Source organism: Thalassotalea sp. PP2-459, from assembly GCF_001913705.1.
In the GTDB taxonomy this organism is placed as follows: domain Bacteria; phylum Pseudomonadota; class Gammaproteobacteria; order Enterobacterales; family Alteromonadaceae; genus Thalassotalea_C; species Thalassotalea_C hakodatensis.
Genome location: NZ_MKQD01000009.1, coordinates 14,901 through 33,419 on the forward strand (window position 1 = coordinate 14,901; position 18,519 = coordinate 33,419).

General features: G+C 38.0%; 13 protein-coding genes. 6 read left to right on the forward strand and 7 right to left on the reverse strand.

Going from position 1 to position 18,519, the window contains the following annotated elements; genetic code table 11:
• Positions 1–42: 42 nt before the first annotated feature.
• The gene (gene tpx / locus BI291_RS00510) at positions 43–663 is read right to left on the reverse strand and encodes a thiol peroxidase (protein WP_074495347.1); all 621 of its coding nucleotides are present in this window, start codon (positions 661–663) and stop codon (positions 43–45) included.
• Positions 664–836: 173 nt separating this feature from the next.
• Here tpx and BI291_RS00515 point away from each other — a divergent pair, with 173 nt between their 5' ends.
• Together BI291_RS00515 and BI291_RS00520 are read left to right on the forward strand one after the other, a co-directional pair.
• The gene (locus BI291_RS00515) at positions 837–1,931 is read left to right on the forward strand and encodes a response regulator (RefSeq protein ID WP_074495349.1); all 1,095 of its coding nucleotides are present in this window, start codon (positions 837–839) and stop codon (positions 1,929–1,931) included.
• A gap of 4 nt (positions 1,932–1,935) precedes the next feature.
• Positions 1,936–2,901, forward strand: a complete 966-nt coding sequence (locus BI291_RS00520; protein ID WP_074495352.1) for a diguanylate cyclase — start codon at positions 1,936–1,938, stop codon at positions 2,899–2,901.
• Between the two features lie 451 nt (positions 2,902–3,352).
• Here BI291_RS00520 and BI291_RS00525 read toward each other — a convergent pair whose 3' ends face one another.
• Positions 3,353–5,167 (reverse strand): M2 family metallopeptidase, encoded by a 1,815-nt coding sequence (locus BI291_RS00525; RefSeq protein WP_074495355.1) that lies wholly within the window; start codon positions 5,165–5,167, stop codon positions 3,353–3,355.
• Between the two features lie 655 nt (positions 5,168–5,822).
• On the opposite strand from BI291_RS00525, the gene BI291_RS00530 reads away from it, so the two are divergent.
• The 4 genes from BI291_RS00530 (at position 5,823) to BI291_RS00545 (ending at position 9,984) form a co-directional block, all read left to right on the forward strand.
• Positions 5,823–6,452: a TetR/AcrR family transcriptional regulator gene (locus tag BI291_RS00530; protein ID WP_074495356.1), complete on the forward strand. Its 630-nt coding sequence runs from the start codon at positions 5,823–5,825 to the stop codon at positions 6,450–6,452.
• 93 nt (positions 6,453–6,545) lie between these two features.
• Complete coding sequence (gene nagZ, locus BI291_RS00535; protein ID WP_254849494.1) at positions 6,546–7,556, forward strand: beta-N-acetylhexosaminidase; 1,011 nt, start codon at positions 6,546–6,548, stop codon at positions 7,554–7,556.
• A gap of 198 nt (positions 7,557–7,754) precedes the next feature.
• Entirely contained in the window at positions 7,755–9,602 is a 1,848-nt protein-coding gene (locus tag BI291_RS00540; protein ID WP_074495360.1) for a protein kinase, read from the forward strand.
• 1 nt (position 9,603) lies between these two features.
• Entirely contained in the window at positions 9,604–9,984 is a 381-nt protein-coding gene (locus tag BI291_RS00545; RefSeq protein ID WP_074495365.1) for a VOC family protein, read from the forward strand.
• A 40-nt stretch (positions 9,985–10,024) separates the two neighbouring features.
• Here the strand turns inward: BI291_RS00545 and BI291_RS00550 are convergent, their stop codons facing one another.
• The 5 genes from BI291_RS00550 to BI291_RS00570 all read right to left on the reverse strand — a co-directional run bounded on the left by BI291_RS00550 (position 10,025) and on the right by BI291_RS00570 (position 18,519).
• Positions 10,025–10,789 (reverse strand): hypothetical protein, encoded by a 765-nt coding sequence (locus BI291_RS00550; RefSeq protein WP_139302519.1) that lies wholly within the window; start codon positions 10,787–10,789, stop codon positions 10,025–10,027.
• A 27-nt stretch (positions 10,790–10,816) separates the two neighbouring features.
• Positions 10,817–12,388: a hypothetical protein gene (locus BI291_RS00555; protein WP_074495368.1), complete on the reverse strand. Its 1,572-nt coding sequence runs from the start codon at positions 12,386–12,388 to the stop codon at positions 10,817–10,819.
• 12 nt (positions 12,389–12,400) lie between these two features.
• Positions 12,401–15,064 carry a hypothetical protein gene (locus BI291_RS00560; RefSeq protein ID WP_074495369.1) on the reverse strand — a complete coding sequence of 888 codons (2,664 nt, stop codon included), beginning with the start codon at positions 15,062–15,064 and terminating at the stop codon, positions 12,401–12,403.
• Positions 15,065–15,302: 238 nt separating this feature from the next.
• Entirely contained in the window at positions 15,303–17,345 is a 2,043-nt protein-coding gene (locus tag BI291_RS00565) for a lipopolysaccharide assembly protein LapB (RefSeq protein WP_074495375.1), read from the reverse strand.
• 127 nt (positions 17,346–17,472) lie between these two features.
• On the reverse strand, positions 17,473–18,519 hold the full coding sequence (locus BI291_RS00570; RefSeq protein ID WP_074495378.1) for a hypothetical protein: 1,047 nt from the start codon (positions 18,517–18,519) through the stop codon (positions 17,473–17,475).

Sequence of the window (18,519 nt, forward strand, 5' to 3'; positions counted from 1 at the left end):
AATTTTTTGTATTTATCTGGTAATTCATTAAAAATAAAGGCTTTATTTTTTGTCGTCTGTTAATTTTACTGCTTCTAAAGCCGCAAGTGCTGCATCGTAATCAGGGTGTTGTGAAATATCAGCAACAAGCTCTTTGTAAGTGACTTTACCGGTAGCATCAATGACGAATATTGCGCGTGTTAATAACCCCATATCCTTGATCAGAAGGCCATATTTTTTACCAAAATCACGCCAAACACTGTCTGATAATACTTGTAGCTGTTCGATATTTTCATTTTTGCAAAAGCGCTTCTGTGCATAAGGTAAATCATTACTAATCGTCAGCAACGTTAAGTTGTCGCCTAATTTGGCAGCTTCTTCATTGAATCGCTTTGTTTGAACGGAACAAACGCCTGTATCTAAGCTAGGTACTACAGAGATTAACACTGGCATATTAGAAAAGTCACTGAGAGATACTGGTGAAAACATATCATCAACCACTTTAAACTGTGGAGCTTGCTCCCCAACAGCTACTTGGTTGCCCAATAATGTAATGTATTTATCACCCGCCTTAACAAGGTCATAAGATTCAGGTAGCGGGTTCGATACTGTTTCATTGGCTAAACTTGGCAGCGATAGGCTGATGAGAATCGCGAAAATACTTGAATAAGTTGTTTGTTTCATGTGATGTCATATATTTTTTAAGAGTTGAAGATAAAATAGTACCTCTGACAAAAATAAATTGCGAATAAATAGTGTTTTTATCGATTTATAACTATGGTTATATTTGAGAAGGCTTTAAAATAGCCGAAATTGTTTTTTTATTAATATTATCTTTGTGTTAGACGAGTTTTTCTATGCCAACACCTTTGTTGATTTGTGACGATTCAAATATGGCGCGAAAACAGGTCGCGAGATCTTTGCCTGATGGCTGGGATGTCGAGATCAGTTTCGCAACTAATGGCTTGGAGGCCATCGAGTTAATTAAAGCAGGCAAAGGAGATGTGCTATTTTTAGATTTAAATATGCCAGAAATGGACGGCTATCAAGTATTAGAGGCTATTGTACAACAAGACCTGCCAACAATGGTGATTGTGATATCTGGTGATATTCAACCTGAGGCGCACCAACGAGTCACTAGTTTAGGGGCGTTAGATTTTATACAAAAGCCTGTAAACAAAGAAAAATTAACGGACATATTAGCGGCTTTTGGTGTGTTTAATGCTGATGTTCAGCAAGGTGAGACAGATAGGCCATTATCATGTAAACCTAGTGAACCTTTGAATGTAACACCAGCGAGCGTAGCTACCCCACCTTCTGAAGTGGCTGACGTTGAATCGGTACCTCAATTACCTGCGTTAGAAGGTGATATTCGCGATTGTTATCAAGAAATTGCCAATGTAGCGATGGGACAAGCCGGTGATTTATTAGCACGCTTACTTGATGTATTCGTGGTATTGCCAATTCCGAATGTTAATTTAATTGAGGTGAGTGAGTTGTCAATGGCGTTATCAGCCATTGAAGCCCATGAAAGTACGTCAGGAATTTGCCAAGGCTTTATTGGCGCAGGTATCTCTGGTGAAGCGTTACTTATTTTAAATGATTCTAGCTTTAAAGATGTAGCGGATTTAATGAATTATCAATATGAAGTTGACGATACAACCGAGCTTGAATTGCTAATGGATTTGGCAAATGTGCTGATTGGCGCTTGTTTGAAAGGAGTTTCGGAACAGTTAGATATGCCTTTTAGTCAGGGGCACCCGGTTGTGTTGGGTCAACATCGTAAAATATCGGAATTAATTGCGACTAATTCGACAAAGTGGCGAAGAACGTTAGCAATAGAAATAAGCTATGGAATTGAAAACTATCCAATAAAATGTGATCTTTTGTTACTGTTTACTGAAGACTCTATGAACACCTTAAATAATAAAATTGCTTACCTGTTGGATTAAAAACATGTCGTTAGAAACTGAGCAAATAAATGAATTACACTGGTTAATGGAAATGTTGCACACCATAGATGTAGGTTTGGTTGTGCTTGATCGAAAATACCAGATACAAATTTGGAATGGTTTTATGGAAAATCATAGCGGATTATTACCAAGAGAAGTGAAAGGTAAAACGCTTTTTTCCTTATTTGAAGAAATTCCAGAAGAGTGGTTTGTGCGCAAATCAGAATCAGTATTTATGCTTAAAAATAAAGCGTTTACCATTTGGGAACAGCGTCCTTATTTATTTAAATTTCAAAACTATCGCCCCATTACCGGTACCGCTGATTATATGTACCAAAACACCACGTTTATTCCCTTAATGTCGTCAACGGGCGAAGTTACGCATTTATGTTTAATTGTTTATGATGTCACTGATAATGCTGTACATAAACAAGATCTTGAGCAAGCGAATGCTGAGTTAGCCATTTTAAGTCAAACCGACGGTTTAACAAAATTGTTTAATCGTACGCATTGGGAACGATGTTTAGAAGCTGAATATAAACGTTGGACGCGAAGTCAGCACGCGAGCAGTTTAGTGATGATTGATATTGATCGTTTTAAAGATGTTAACGACAATTATGGGCACGTGGTAGGTGATGAAGTGATCCGTCACTTGTCTAGTGTGATCCGTAAGCACGTACGAGAAACCGATGTTTCTGGTCGTTATGGCGGTGAAGAATTCGCTATTTTACTTTCAGATACCGCTATAGAAAATGCGCAAACTTTTGCGGAACGTTTACGTGCAGAAATTGAAAGCGCGCTAGTGCAACATAATGATATTGATGTTAAATACACCATTAGCTTAGGTCTGGCAGAAGTCGAGCCTAGTATTAAAAATTATGAGGCCTGGATAGAATGCGCTGATGCGGCATTATATCGTGCAAAAGAATCGGGTAGAAATAAGGTCGTATTACATCCGAAACAGACATAATAAACTAGAGCGTGTTGATCTTTGCTGTTTAAGTTTTAATTAAAGGGGTCAGGTACATTAAATTAAACATAAGTAAAGTTTCAGGTCACCCCTTTTAATAATAACCAACTAGTAGAGTCTGTGGTTCAAAAAGCTATACAAAAAGGCGCCATATATTAGGGTCTGTTGAACTTTCGAGATTAAATGTTGTTCGAACTAAACGCTTTTTGTTCAAGGCGTGAGCAATGTCACATGGTTATTCCATGTAAATTTCGAACAACGATGAAGAAATAGCGTTTAGCTGAACCCAAAGGGCAGCGTTTTTTGTCATTTATACGTCGTTATTGCTTTTTCATGTGGAATAACCACACATTAATCGCAATGCCTTGTCTAAATACCAATAAACTGCTGCAAAAATAAACACTAAAGATCAACAGACCCTAGGCGCCTTCCTAGAAACTAATGTTATCGGTTATATACCGCAGCTTTTACCTTGGTTTTTCTTCTTCAACCATTTATGTAATGGCGCAAAGTAATCTAAGATTGCTGTAGCATCCATTTGTTCGCTACCGGTTAGCACCTTATAAGCTTGCTGCCATGGTTTACTTTGTCCCATTTCTAACACTTCATTCAGTGCCTTTCCAGCCTCTTTATTATTATAAATAGAGCATCGATGAATGGGATCTGTGTTACCCGCAATTTCACATAACGCTTTATGAAATTCAAATTGCTGGATATGTGCTAAGAAATAGCGAGAATATGGCACACCACCTGGCACATGATATTTTGCACCTGGATCAAACGCGTTATCTGGACGGGCTACAGGAGCCGCAATACCTTGATATTTTTCACGAAGTTCCCACCATGCCGTATTGTAATTTTCAGGCGTAATTTCACCCGAGTATACTTTCCAACGCCATTGATCAACTAATAAGCCAAAAGGAATAAACGCCACTTTATCAAGTGCCATTTTCATTAATAATCCAATGTCTTTTGATTCATCTGGAATTGAATCAATTAGGCCAATTTCTTTAAGGTATTTAGGCGTAACAGAGAGTGCGATAGTATCGCCAATTGCTTCATGAAAGCCATCATTCGCACTTCCTTGATATAGCGTAGGTTGGTTTTTGTAGGCGCGTTGATAAAAGTTATGTCCTAATTCATGATGAATTACGTTAAATTCTTCCCCGGTTTTTTGAATACACATTTTAATACGAATATCATCTTTAGCATCTAAATTCCATGCTGATGCATGACATACTACGTCACGATCTTTTGGTTTAGTAAATAAAGAACGCTCCCAAAATGTTTCGGGTAGTGGTTCAAAGCCTAGAGAGGTAAAAAAATGCTCGGCGCCTTTTACCATTTTAATTTCATCATATTGGTGCGCGGCAAGCTGTTTAGTAACATCATAACCAGGGTCGGTATTTTCAGGTGCGACTACATCATAAATATTGCCCCAGGTTTGCGCCCACATATTGCCAAGCAAATGTGCCGGTATCGGCTGGTCGCTCGGTACCTTATCTTCACCGTATTGCTCAGCTAGCTTATCTTTAACGTAGCAGTGTAAGTCTTCATATAATGGCTTCACCTGTAACCATAAACGATCTAGCTCTTTGGCGAATTCATCGGCTGGCATATCATAATTTGATCGCCACATTGTACCTAAATCGCGGTAACCTAAACCTTTAGCACCTTCATTAGCTAGTGCTGATTGTTCGGTAAATAAGGGCTTCATTTCTGGGCTGACTTCTCGCCAACCTTGCCACATTTCTAATAGTTCGTCATAGTCTCTTGAGGTTGCCATTGTCGATGTCATGTCACCTAGACTTAGCGTTTCACCAGAGTTGGTAGTATAGCTACCTCGTCCATACATGCTATTAAGTTGTGAACCTAGCGTCGCGAGTCTAGCTGATTTTTCAGCATTTTGCGGTGCAGGCATGACTAAGCTTTGTTTTAGAATATTCAGCTTTCTACGTTGATCTTCTGTTACATCAACATTATCAAATTTTGCCGCTTCCATAGCAAAACGTACACCGGCTTCTGTTGATTTCTGATCTGCATTTGCTGCAAGTGCATTTGTATCGTGAGTAATAAAATTAGCATTTATCCATGCCGCTCGAGCGCCGGCTAAATTCAATGCTATCAACTCTTGTTCTACATTATTGAGGAATTGCTCTGCATCTTGTTGAGTAAGTGAAGTTGTTGTTGCGGGTGTCGTGTTACAGCCAACAATGGTTGCTGCGATACATAGGGCTATGAAAGATTTTTTTAATTGTTTTTTCATGATGCTATTTGTAAACCTATTGTAAATTTAATGTCAGTATAAAAGAATATATTGATGTTTAATAGTTCATTAAAAAAGTAATAGTGATAATCCAAAAGTGCAATGTTCTCTGCTTATTTTTATAAAAATGCAGGTAGATAGAAAAACTTAATACATTGACAAAAAAAGCCCGACTGAATGCCGGGCTATTAAAATTCATGAAACTTAGAACACTCTTACGGCCAACACATTCCCAGTATTGAACAATACATTCACAAGAGTTGATTAAATAATAACCTAAATATAAGTTAGGATCTTTAGCTATTTTAAAAAAAATTGTAATTGCTTATTTATTAAGTAAATTTGATGTATTTCCTGCGTATAAATTAGGAAAAATTACAGATTATAAATTGAGATATTTGTCATACTGTTTGTTTTTATACAGTCATTGAAGAGCACAATAACCTACGCGATATTTACTCACTTTTAAAAGGATTAGCTTTATAAAAACGTATCATTGGAGGTTTTATTGTCAGTATAAAAACGGTTAATTTTGAACTCCACTGTTTTAGTGTTTCAGGTATCAATATTCATAGCTTGAACTTTCGTTTATTGCGTTATTTAAAACGCTTGTTTAAACTGTGGGGTAATTGTGCAGTAAAATGTGGTGATTCCCATGGATACTAAAAATAAAATACTTGATGCCGCTGAAACATTATTTGCTGATAAGGGCTTTAATGGCACTTCGTTACGCGAGATCACAAGTTTAGCTGATGTAAATCTAGCTGCGGTTAACTATCACTTTGGGTCAAAAAAAGAATTAATTAAAGCAGTTATGTCTCGTTACATGAATGAATTAGCGCCGCGTTTAGAAGACTCCTTAGTCTTGGTTTGTCAACAAGAGCAGCAGCCTTCGTTACTTGAAGTATTCTCTGCGTTTATCGAGCCATTATTATCGTTAAATGTTTTTCGTGACAATGGCACAAGCAATTTCTTACAGCTTTTAGGGCGAGGTTATACTGATAGCCAAGGTTTTTTACGTTGGTTTTTAACCACTCAATACCCAGGTGTGATCACAAATTTTGTTGAAGCAGTTCAGCGAGCCTTTCCAGAATTAACCGCAGAAGATATTTTTTGGCGATTACATTTTACCATGGGGACTGTTGTATTCACCATGTCCTCAAGTGATGCATTAATTGATATCGCTGAAAATGATTTTGATCAGTCATTAGATATTGGTGATGTTATACGTAAAGTTATTCCGTTTGTGTCTGCCGGTGTTGGCGCACCACTACAAGCCAGCTAGGGCGTTACCGAGTAATTTAACTTTTGCAATGTCACAATATTAGGTACAGTAAGCCGATTATTGTTTAGATATTTTACAGTTATGGGTCCAATCATGATGGACGTGCATGGCACGTCGTTAACAGAGCAAGACAAAGAGCTTGTTCAACACCCGCTTGTTGGTGGATTAATTCTCTTTTCTCGAAATTTTGAGTCTGTTCAACAAATACGTGAATTAATTTCTCACATCAGACATACAGCCAATAAACCTTTATTGATCGGTGTAGATCATGAAGGAGGGCGTGTGCAACGATTTAGAGAGGGGTTTTCACAAATTCCTGCCATGGGGCGCTTTATTGAACACGCGAATAATAATATAGCACAAGCCCAGCAATATGCGGCCAACGCAGGTGCTTTAATGGCTATGGAAGTACAAGGTGTTGGTATTGATATCAGTTTTTCGCCTGTCCTAGATATTAACGGGGTGAGTGACGTTATTGGTCAGCGTGCCTTTTCACAAAACATTGAACAAATTGCACCGTTAGCTAAAGCTTTTATTCAGGGGATGAAGTCTGCTGGCATGAAATGTACGGCAAAGCATTTTCCAGGTCATGGAAGTGTAAAAGCAGATTCACATATTGCTATGCCGATTGATACGCGTTCGTTTGCCGATATCTCTCATCATGATTTACAGCCGTTTCGCCAGTTAATTAATGAGAACATGATAGATGCGGTAATGCCTGCACATGTTATTTTTCCAGATGTTGATGATAAATCGGTGGGCTTTTCAACCAAATGGCTTAAGCAAGTATTACGTAAATCGTTAGGTTTTTATGGGGCCATATTCAGTGATGACCTGTCGATGCATGGTGCGTCTTCCATTGGTGGGTATATAGAACGAGCAGAAGCGGCACAAGAAGCCGGATGCGATATGCTGTTATTATGTAATAATCGAGAAGCATGTATTGATGTGATTGATAATGCAAATATTTCGATTCACCAAGAAAGTAAATTGCGATTAAGTGCAATGCTAGCAACAAAGCCAATGAATTGGCAACAAATGCAAGCAAGCCAAGTGTGGCAACAGTTAACCCAATGGAATAACCTATTTCTAGAAAATACCTAAGTTTCTAAAAAAAAGCCTTGGCTAATAGCCAAGGCAGGAACAATGCAAACTAACGTGTTTGTTTACTAGAGAGAGCACTTAACAGCGAGCGTCGCTGATTAAGTAACGCTATATTATCGTGAGTTTATGACAGAAAAATGACGAACTTGCATGGGTGCGAATATTAAATCGTGATCGTTAAAACTAAGCGAGTATTTTGTGGCTGAGAAGAAATTACAACATTTTTATATTGCTGAAGAACAGTCAATCTACTTACTTAGCCATAAAGACGCGACCAAGCTAAAACAGTGGGTCGAACTTTGTGAGCGGCAACTTTTATTGTTGGGCTATGAAGATATTGAGTTAATTGGTAAAGGCGCTTATGGCTTTGTATTTGGTGGTAGAAATGAAGCAGGCGTTGAACAAGTTTTTAAATTTTCTCGGATTAATCTTCCGCAACATGTACAAGACAGGCTAGCCGAGGAAGCTGAAATACAGCGTGAATTGACACACGAGCGTATTCCTCAAATAATTGAGTATTATAAAATTAAGCGGCAATCTATTGTGCATATGGAACGGGCTCCAGGCATTGATTTAGAACGTTTTTCGCATCAAGTTGGGCCGTTAGCGCCTGAATTAATTGTTAATATCGCATTGCAATTGGCAGATATTTTATTGTATTTACGAACCGTAAAATACCATAGTAAGGGGAAGCCGTACGTTCATGGGGATATTAAACCGTCTAACCTTGTGTACCATCAAGAAAAGAACAAATTATACTTGGTAGACTGGGGTTCTGCAGTCTCTGCTCAACTTGATATTAACGGCCAAACCACCGCAAATAATATCATGGATCTAATGAGTAGTGATTTGCAAAATTCTAATGCTCGGCTTGGTGATGTCTATTTTATCGGTCCGGAGCAAATTAATGGTGAAATGTCTTCTCCACGCTTTGATGAACAGGGCATGGCAGCAACATTATACGCGCTAGCATCTGGTCAATCATGTCGTTATGGGCATGAAGTGATAAAGCCAACTTCTCTTGGTTTACCAAAAATGTTGGCGAACGTGATTGAAGCGATGTTAAGCGATGATAGAAAAACACGTGAGCAAGCCGGAGATTACTTTTTTAAACATCTGTCATTATTACGCAATACTGTGTTAGCCGAAACCCCAACTTGGCCAGAGATAAGGCCACTTATTCCGGTGTGGTGCAAACCCCGCACACGAGAAATTGATACCGTAGTTTATGGATCTCGTAAATCATTTTTACGTGAAGAAAGCGATGAAGCGTCTTTAGCAAATATCAATGATGCGCAGTTAGAAAAATATTATAAAAATTATTTAATGGGCATGGGCGATACCGAAAAAGCGTTTATTGCTGCGGTGAGCCGCTTAGGTAACTTTCCAGTGGTGGGTGGATTAGCGATCCGCTGGGAAAAAGAAGGGGTTTATATTGATTCAAATTTAACGTTGTTTGATCAAGCGTTAAAAACATCGTTCCAAAGTGCAGTGAATAATATGATTTATTTAGCGCAAGGCATCTTTCGTACTGGTGTATTTAAAAGTTGTTTGTTCAATGCTCGTAATACCTTACATGTTGAACGGGATACTGTTGAACAGCCTTTTATTGCACAACCAGAGCAAGTGATACCGTTTGATATTAGTGATGTTCCTGATCAAGATGATGAATCAAAACTGCATTCGTATTTTGAAGACGGTAAAGATCCAGATGAATATCTATATTTGCCCGACGAAATGATGGAAGTCTTGTCGCAATTGAACTTAATTCACCATACGGGGTGTATTATTTTTGAAGTACTTGAAACACATTTAAAAATTCATAGCTATTTAATGTTATTAAATCATGAGCAAGAAGCAGAATTTTCAAGTTTATTAGCTAAACTTTTGGTATTACTTCCTACAATAACGGGACTGGGAATTTCTGGTTTTATGAAACTTCCTTATAAAGACACACGGTTTTTTGAGCATATTAATCGGTTGCCGGAGAAATATTATCCGATAAACCCTAAATCACGTGAACAGCAAATAACAGAAGGTAAATAATATGAAAGAAGCAATTGGTGAAATGGCATGGCTAGATTTATCGGTGCAAAACGCTACTGAGGTGAAAGATTTTTATCAGAACGTGATTGGTTGGCAAACCAGCGAGGTGTCAATGGGCGACTATCAAGATTATGCCATGCTTACACTTGGCAGTGGTGATGCTGTCGCAGGTATTTGTCATGCTAAAGGTTGTAATATTGATTTACCAGCTGCTTGGTTACCTTATTTTTTAGTGGAGGATATCGAGCAAGCTGTTACTGCTACGAAAGAAAAAGGCGGAGAATTGATCACTGACATTAAATCGATGGGACAAGATAAATACGCCGTGATAAAAGATCCTGCTGGCGCAGTTTGTGCGATTTACCAAAAAGCGACATCGTGAACTCGGCAAAGTAATGAACTCGTTATGTCTGAACGACTGTTTATTTTTTGCCAGCTAGAGCATTGATAAGGCATTGTTTTATTTGATTGAAGGTGATGTGATCATGATGCGTTATCGCCATGTTATTGTTAAGTGCTTTTAATTGTTCTTCTAGGTGAATTAATGCCTGCGTTACAAAGGTTTGATAGTTTGTTGTGATAGGTTGTAACGTTTGTTGCATATATTCATTGGCAGAATGATCAAATAACAGCACAACAATCGTATTGGTATGCTGTGCTGTCGCCTTGTTGCTGAACGTTAACAAGGTCGAGATTTCGTTCGTTAACTGGTTGATATAAAACCGTCTTTTTTTCAATAAACGCTTAAGTGATAAAGGAGCATTATTTTTTGCACTTGTATCGTTATTGCTTTGTGTTACCAGCATTATTTGTTCATTGAGAAAACAGTCTACATAACAGTGAGATTTTGCTGAAATGTATCGTTGAATATTTAGTACCGTTAAGTGTTTTTTTATCTGATGAATTAACCTCAATTTATCGTAATCAATAATGGGATCAATAGGGAAATTTATCCAAGTATCGTCCTCTCGTTGAATATAGCGCTTGGTCATTGTAATTGAAGCGTTGTCTTGTTGTATATGCTCTTCGACAGGCTCATTCATTTGGTTTAATAGTGACAACTGAAGAAGCAATTTTCGACGAAAGTTATCGTTATTTTTTACGACTTTTTGAAAAGGTGTTGCCAGTGATAACATGCTCACTGGCAATTGAGTTCGATAAAAAAGAGTGAGGAGCAGATTTCTCATCAACAATCTTTTAAAAGCTAGTCATGGTTAGCGACTAAACTGACGGTTATAATTATGTCGATGCTGTTGATAAGCTAACATTTGTTTTTCCAGCTTTTCGATCACACCACTATCACAACGATGTTTCTCCATAGCTTCACTAAGCCCCATGGTGACTTCAAACAAATTAATTCTAGGGTACTTGTTTATTGCGCCTGATAACATATCGGCTATTTGCACTTGTGCTTGCGTATCTTTATTGATATCAGCGAAGTTAACATGTGGATAAAGTCGACGCGGTATATAAATCGTATCAGATTTACTTGGTAGCCTTTCGGTACGAATTAATGTGCCAAAACCATTACGATACTCTTTTTGTCTTTCTGTTGTTAAAGTAATTACTGCTGGATTTTTACCTAAACAGGTAGGGTAGTAATGTTGATAGTAAGTTGCATAGGTGCCGAGTAGTCGGCCAACAAAATGGTAAGCTTTCCATGAATTCGTTAAATCTTGGTTCAGTTGCTCTTCACTGCCGTACAGATCACCAAACATTCGCGCCATTTCCGCGTTTGCTTCACCCATCCAGCCGAGTCGGTATGGAGCGCTAGATTGGTATTCAATGTCCATCGCTAAGGTAAAATCGTTGTCATATACAGCGGTTAAATAACTGCAACCGCTATAGCCGCTAAATGGGCTATCAGAACGACACTTACGTAGTTTTTCCACTGCTTGCTCAAAGCGTTTTTGCTTTTCTGCTTTTGCCGCTGTTAATGCTATTTGTTGCTGACGTTTAGCTTCTTCTCTCGCTCGTTTTTCAGCGACTAGTTGTTTTTGGTAAACAATATTGACCTGTTCATTCACTGATTGGGTGATTTTCTGTAATGAAACAATCGAACTTGCTGGGTTTCGACTGTAATGTTTGGCGCAAGATTTAGATTTTTGTAGCAGCTTTGTCGATTGGTCTTTTAATGCTGATACCCACGGAGTCATTTTATCTGCGCCTTTGAGGCTAGCTAATGACCCTTTTGCTATTAATTGGCTAAACTGTTGGGTGTCATTACCTAAAGCACAACTTTTTAAACAGCTGTCTTTAAATAAAGAATTATGGCAAACATTACCTAACGCTGATAGCGATGGCACCAATGAATTAAGTACTTGTGCATATTGGCTTGGGGCACTGACCGTATTGACCTTTGGCTTGCCTGGCGCTGGTAACTTACCTTCATGCAAACTTTTTAACAACAGTGCAAAAGGTTTAAATTCGGCAGGGAAGTTATTGCGCCATTGTTGGTTACAGCTAATAGTGTCACGAGCTAACTGTTTAACACTGTTCTTGATTGAAGGCTTGTTTGCCTGCCTATTTATTTGAGCCGAAAGTGTTTGAACTCTTCTGTATAAACCACCACAAGTGGATTTACATTGAAAAGCTTGTGCTGGGTTTTTAAACCGTGAGGTACATATTTGTTCAAGTTTTCCTGCTAGTATTTGTGCATTACCAACATCTAACTGATTACTAGCGGTTAACACGGGGAATTGATCCGCACTCGTCGTATTTACGAACAGTAAAATATTAGCGACAAGCAAGCCTTGGATAATCTTGTATGTGCATGTTTTAAACATTGTTAACATCCTTTATGAGCAACTTTTTGTTGCAGTTTGTCTTGCTTGGCTTTGTTGACGACTATTGGGATACCCTGATTTTTTGATCATATTAGCTATTGTGTTGCCGTATGATGTTGCATAACACCCGCAGTTTACGCCGCTAAATGCTCCTGATTTTTGCATAGACGTACATTGATTAAGTTGTAGGTCAGCAATAGCTTTCTCATCGGCACATTGACGGAAAGGTTCACTCTTTGCGAATTTATACTCCGTTATATTAGGTGTTTTTTCTCTCTGTTTTTCGTATGCGTTTGCGGCACATTCACAATTGTATGTATTAGCCGTACCATTTTGCATACAGCGACCTAAATAATCTAATCGGTATGCATTACTTGAAACGGCGCGTGGTTTTATCACGTTTTGCTGTTCTGCAGATTTAGCAGGCTTACCTGAAAGACGTAATGCTAATTGACGTTCTTTTTCAGCTTGTGCCCGTTTAGCTAATAGTGATTGCATCGCAGCTTTATTGTCAAAGTCAATATTCGTCAATGTGTTAAATGCCTGCTTAGTTAATGCGATAAAGTGCTCGTTAATCGTGTTATCACTTAATTTGTGGTTGTTGCGTTCATTTTTTAGCATATGCATAACGCGTTGCATGCCATATAGGTCTAGATAATCAAAACCTAAAAACTGTATATAATCATTGTAAATGGCACCTTGGGTGCTAAGCGTTAGATTGCCTTGTTTTATCACTTTTTCAACAACGCTTTTTCCCATTGTTTTCGCAGTATCTAAATCCTCAAAGTTAGTTTTTGCTATGACTGGAAATAAATCTGCGCATCTGTTTATTGCAACGGTTGCTTTCAATAATGTTTGGTAGCTTGTGTTAGCTGGCGCGTCAAACAATTCACTTGCTAAAGAAGCGCCTTGCTCACAACTTACGATATTTTTAAGTAAAATTGCTTGGTAAAATTTAGGTTTTCCTGTTCTTTGATCGTTACCTGTAATTCCTACTTGTTGTATAAAGCCGTATATATTGCCAGGTGGTTGATGAATATTACTTTCAATTAACTTATCAGGAAATTTCCCCATCATTTCTTGTTGTAATTTACTGCTTTTTTCTGCAGCACTTAACACTTTTAACGCCCCATTTATTTCTTGTTGGTGCTGCTTTATCCATGGTGATAATGTTTGCTCGACAAACGTTAAATATTTCGTTTGTTTTTCGTTGCTTTTAGCTACTTGATTGAATTTATTCTGCTTGTTTTTGGCGTATGCTGACCAGTTAGGTAACCATTGCTCTGCTGTCATTACTCTGTCTGGTGGGCAATCTCGGCAAGTAGCACGACCACTTAACGGTGCTTGGGATACGTTGTTTTGCTGCCATTCATTGAATTGATTAGCAGAAGTAAATGTTGATACGTTGCGAGTAACATTGTTGTGTAATTCGTTAAAACACAAACGATGTAAATACGCAGGTTTTAACTGATAATTAAGAGCGAATGACTTTTGGTTGTTGGGAATCAGCCAAGGTGAGTCTTGGTTAAATTGTGTTAAATAGTTTGTATCACATGACTGCGTTAATGCTGCAACCAGTTCAGCTTGGCTGCCATATTCACTAAATTGCAGTGCTTTTTTCTTCCAGGTGTTTGAATCAACTTTACTTTTTAATTTTTCCAGTTTTTCCATCGAGGCTTTAATTTGGTCAAGTTTAAAACCGTTTTTGTTGACACTTGATTGAATTTTTTTAAATTCATCTGTATTAGTAAAAAGGTTTTGTGCCTCAGAAAATGTAAGGTTTTCAATCGCATTAACTGCAACCACTTGCTTAACTTTATCACTAATGGTGATTTCTTCTTCTACGAGTAGTTCATCTAAGTTTAAACTTGGTGTTTCTTTAACTGGCCACTTACCCGCTTTTATTTCTTGTCCAGCAGCTATTAATGTGGTGACAATTTGGGGAGTGGTTTTTGACTTATCTAAATAAGCGTTGAAATAGTGAATACAACCGCCTGTTTGCCCAGTTAGTTTCTGCTCCAAGCCCATTGTTAATGCACGCAAACTACCTTTTGCTGAAATCTGTTTTATACCTGTTGCAGTCTTGGCTTTTTGCTGCGCGGCAGGAATATTGTCAAAATTTCTTGAGAGTTGTTTAGATGTATTTTCACATTGTGACTTACATAACTTTACTACACCGGCGCTATTCATATATGACTGACAATATGCAGATAAATGACTGTATAACGCTTTTACTTTATTAGGCGCGAGATTACCTGATTGGTCATGAATGGTAAGATCTACATTGGGTAGAGGAGCTGTTTTAGCCGCTTGTTGACTGCTGGCTGATGTTTGTTCAGCGTTAACAATCAAATTAAGGTTACTATCAACCATCATTAAGCTCATATAAACACCGGAGTGTGCTGAAGAGTTTTTGGAGCTATCGTTTGCAAAAGCGTCGCGACATGCTTTTACTCCTTGTTTAATTGTAGATTCATTTCCGTTTAAGCTAGCCATATTTTTAATTGTTAACGCTTGGCTCGCACATGTTTTTTGACAGCTTCCTTGGCAAATATTACTTGCTTGTTCTAAAGCATTTATTACGTCTTGCCGGCTTTTTGGAATGTTTATTGCGTTTGCTGTAATGCTTATTAATAAGGCTGAAATTAACCAACCCATAATGAGAAAACGTATCATGTTTATCGTCCTTTAAACTGTTATATGTTTTGATTATTACAGGTAAAAATATAATTGGAATAAGCACTCTAGCTTAACTGCCGTTAACTACAGTTAAATGACGTTAGTGATTTTTTAGCAATAGAGAAGGTAAAGCAATGCAAATTTTGAGCGTTAAAAAATTTTCAACTGCATTAAACGTTTTTTATAAAATAGATCTATGGACAATACTTTAGTATTACTCATAGATCTGTAGTGATTAACTAGCGAGCGGGGCTAAAATTGGATCTTTAACAAAACCAGGACACATGCCCACTATTTGTTTGTAGATTGGTCGTGCAGGTTCAAACTCTCCGAGCATGACATAAGCGAGCATTAAGCGAACTAATGCGTTTGGTATTGTTGCCTTGCTTGCTACTTCATTAAGTTCATTTAACAATTGTTGTTTCGTTGGCTGCTCGATACTTTGTTCATCAATATAGGCATCAGCAACTTTGATATACACGAGTTGTACTTCGGTATTACCTGGGGCTTTGCCTGCAATACGTAACCGTTCAGCAATTTGTAACGCTTTAGCAAAACTTTCATGTGCCACTTGTTTATTGCCATCAGCCTGATAAGCAAGTGCTTTGGTGATCCAAGGATCAAAATGACCGTCTACTTTTTCTGTTGTTAAAAGTGCCATGCCGCGTTCGGCATATTCAACCGCTTTGTTCGTTTCACCTAAAAACTGAAATAAAGACGCAAGTTGGTGTTCAATTATCCAGCTAGGATCTCGTTCGAGTTTGTTAACTTTTAGAAAAGCTTGTTTTGCTTGCTCCATGTCTCCTTGGCAAAAGTGCATGGTTCCTAAGTTATTTAAATTATTGAAATTTTCATCTTTTTCTACGCTTTTTTGAAGCGTTGTTATCGCTTCAATGGGTTTACCTATACGATATAATAAATGTGACTTTAAAAAATATGCTCGCCAGCTTTCAGGCTCTTGAGCAATAGCGTTATCAATAATGTTTATCGCATCAGAATATAACGCAGGTTGCTTTTGCTGTGCCGCTTGCTTTTGAACGACTTTAAATTGACCATACAAAGCATCAGTATAGCCAGGATTCATTGCTAAAATATCTTGGTAATAAGCCATTGAGTCTTCAAGCTTCCCTTTGGCGCGTGTGAAATTTGCCATTCCTTGCAAAGACTCTTCTACAGGTGCTATTTTCAATGCTTGTGTGCAAGTATCTTCGGTTTCACCAATCATTTTAACATCACTAGATAAGCTAGCTTTACGTAATAGGGTAGTGCAAAGTGCACCTTGCGCGCGCGCAAAGTTAGCGTCAATACGAATTGCTCGTTGTAAGCGTGCTTCTGCACGAGATAAGTTAGCTAAAGTATTTTCTTGATTTAAGTATTGCATGGCGAGCATGAATTGCTCTACAGCTTCATTTTGTAAGGTGAGTCCATCTATGCTCAGCACACTGCCTGTTTGTATAAAAGTGGTGAACGTTTGTGCTATTCGATTAGTCAATAGGCCAAGTTGTTTATTTAAAGAGACAGTTAACAGCGCATCGTTGTACAGCATAATACGTTGATGTTGATCTAATAGATAAACTGTTAGATGACTGAAGCGTTCAAGATTGGTGATTTTCCATGTAATGACATAGTCAGCCTCTACTGATTTACTCCAATCTAGTTGATCTAGTTGCATCACAGATTTTGGCCAATGCTTTACGAGTTTTACGGTTGGCGATAATTGCTGAGAAAGCCTATTTGTTATAGCTTTATTGATAGTATCATCTGAATTTATGATACCAAGTTTTACTATTTCGATACTCGCAGGCGGGCGAACTTTGTTACTATTTTCTGTGTTGGTTGGGGGAAAGAAAAATTGATAGCTTGTGATCAATATGGCGAGTAAAAAAACAAAAATAAAGGCAGGACTTTGCCATCTCTTTTTATTTTCAATGATGTCATCATGCACTTTATCCGTTGAACTTTGTTTTGAATCAACAGGTTGAGGCGTTGTTTTTATAACAGGAGCTTCCGTATCTTCACTGGTTAAATACAATTGGTAAGCTGGTACACAAAGGGCTTCGGCAATACGTTCTAATGATATAGGCTCTACGGGAAGTTGCCGAAATGCTCTATTAACCATGTCTTTCGGTGGGGTTGCTAGGCCTTCTTGTTCGGCAATTTTTTTAGCTAAAGCGGTTTGTGTTTTTAGCCCTACCGCTAGCATGGCTGCATCGAGCTTTTGTCGTGATGCTTTAATGCCACGCTTACGTGATTGGTTATTGTCTTTTTTTATTACCATCGACGTTCAGTTAGTATGCTTTTTAATTATCATGCACAGTGGTTAAAATTAAGTCAATGATAATATGTGGTTAAGTTGTTCTTTATTCATCTAAAGGCACGTCGATTTATTCGCGATTCTTTTCTGTTTAAAGAGGTACAATTTTATTTATGTCGGGGGTACGAATAAACTGTGCAAAACTTTCAGCAAGTTGCTCCGATTGCGTCAAAACGGTTTGCCAATACGCAACTCTTTCTTGCGGTTCCATGGTGGTAAAGTCTTTACGATCCGGAATCTTTTTAAAAGGTAAGCTGTTGATAAATTTAGTTGAAGGACAAAGCATGACAACATTTTCATAATGTTTTATGGAGACTTGACGTTTTGAGGTTTTATCGAACCAACCTGGCTTAGGTTGATTATTAAAATGAGGATATAAAATTAACCCTTTATTGTCGGGTAAGTTAACGTCAAAGTGGTAATCTATGAGTCCGCCATCACGATACATACCTGTAGGGGCTTGCTCGATAAACTTTACTCCCTGCATCACCAATGGGATAGAGCCAGACGCCAGTAAAGCTTGCTTATAATTCACCGAGTTTAAACTGATATATTGATTATTGAAGCGGTATTGATCTGAAACTTTTAACGGGCTATTAGGCGCATGGAAGACAAAACGTTGATATTGCTTTGCGAGTAAACCACGATTAACGCGGTTTAGTAATATGCTGCCAATTAAGCCTAATATTTGCGGGATTTTGTGATCGTAGCTAGTTAATCCTCGACATTTAGCCACGATAAAATGTGGTTTAAATACAGGGTGATTAAGTGATTCTTCGATACCTTGTTCAGAAAAAACTGCATCGAGTAACGCTTTTGCTTTATCTGTCACCTCAACTGCATCAGCGTTTTTAGAATAAACCGTTTCACTATAAATTTCTGCTAATGCTGTTATAGCAGTTACCGGATCATGTTGACTTAATGCAGCAAAGCGGAAAGCGCCAGCAGATGAGCCAACTAAATTGATTGTTTGTGTTGTGTTTTTAAAAAATTCACCAAAGATAAATTTATCTAATCCAAATAACGTAAACCACTTAGGGCCACCACTTGCCCCGTACATTGCACTGAATAACCCTGGTGTAAAACCATTTTCATTTATTTGTTTTAAGGCATTTTTGCCAGCGTAAATCGTTAACAT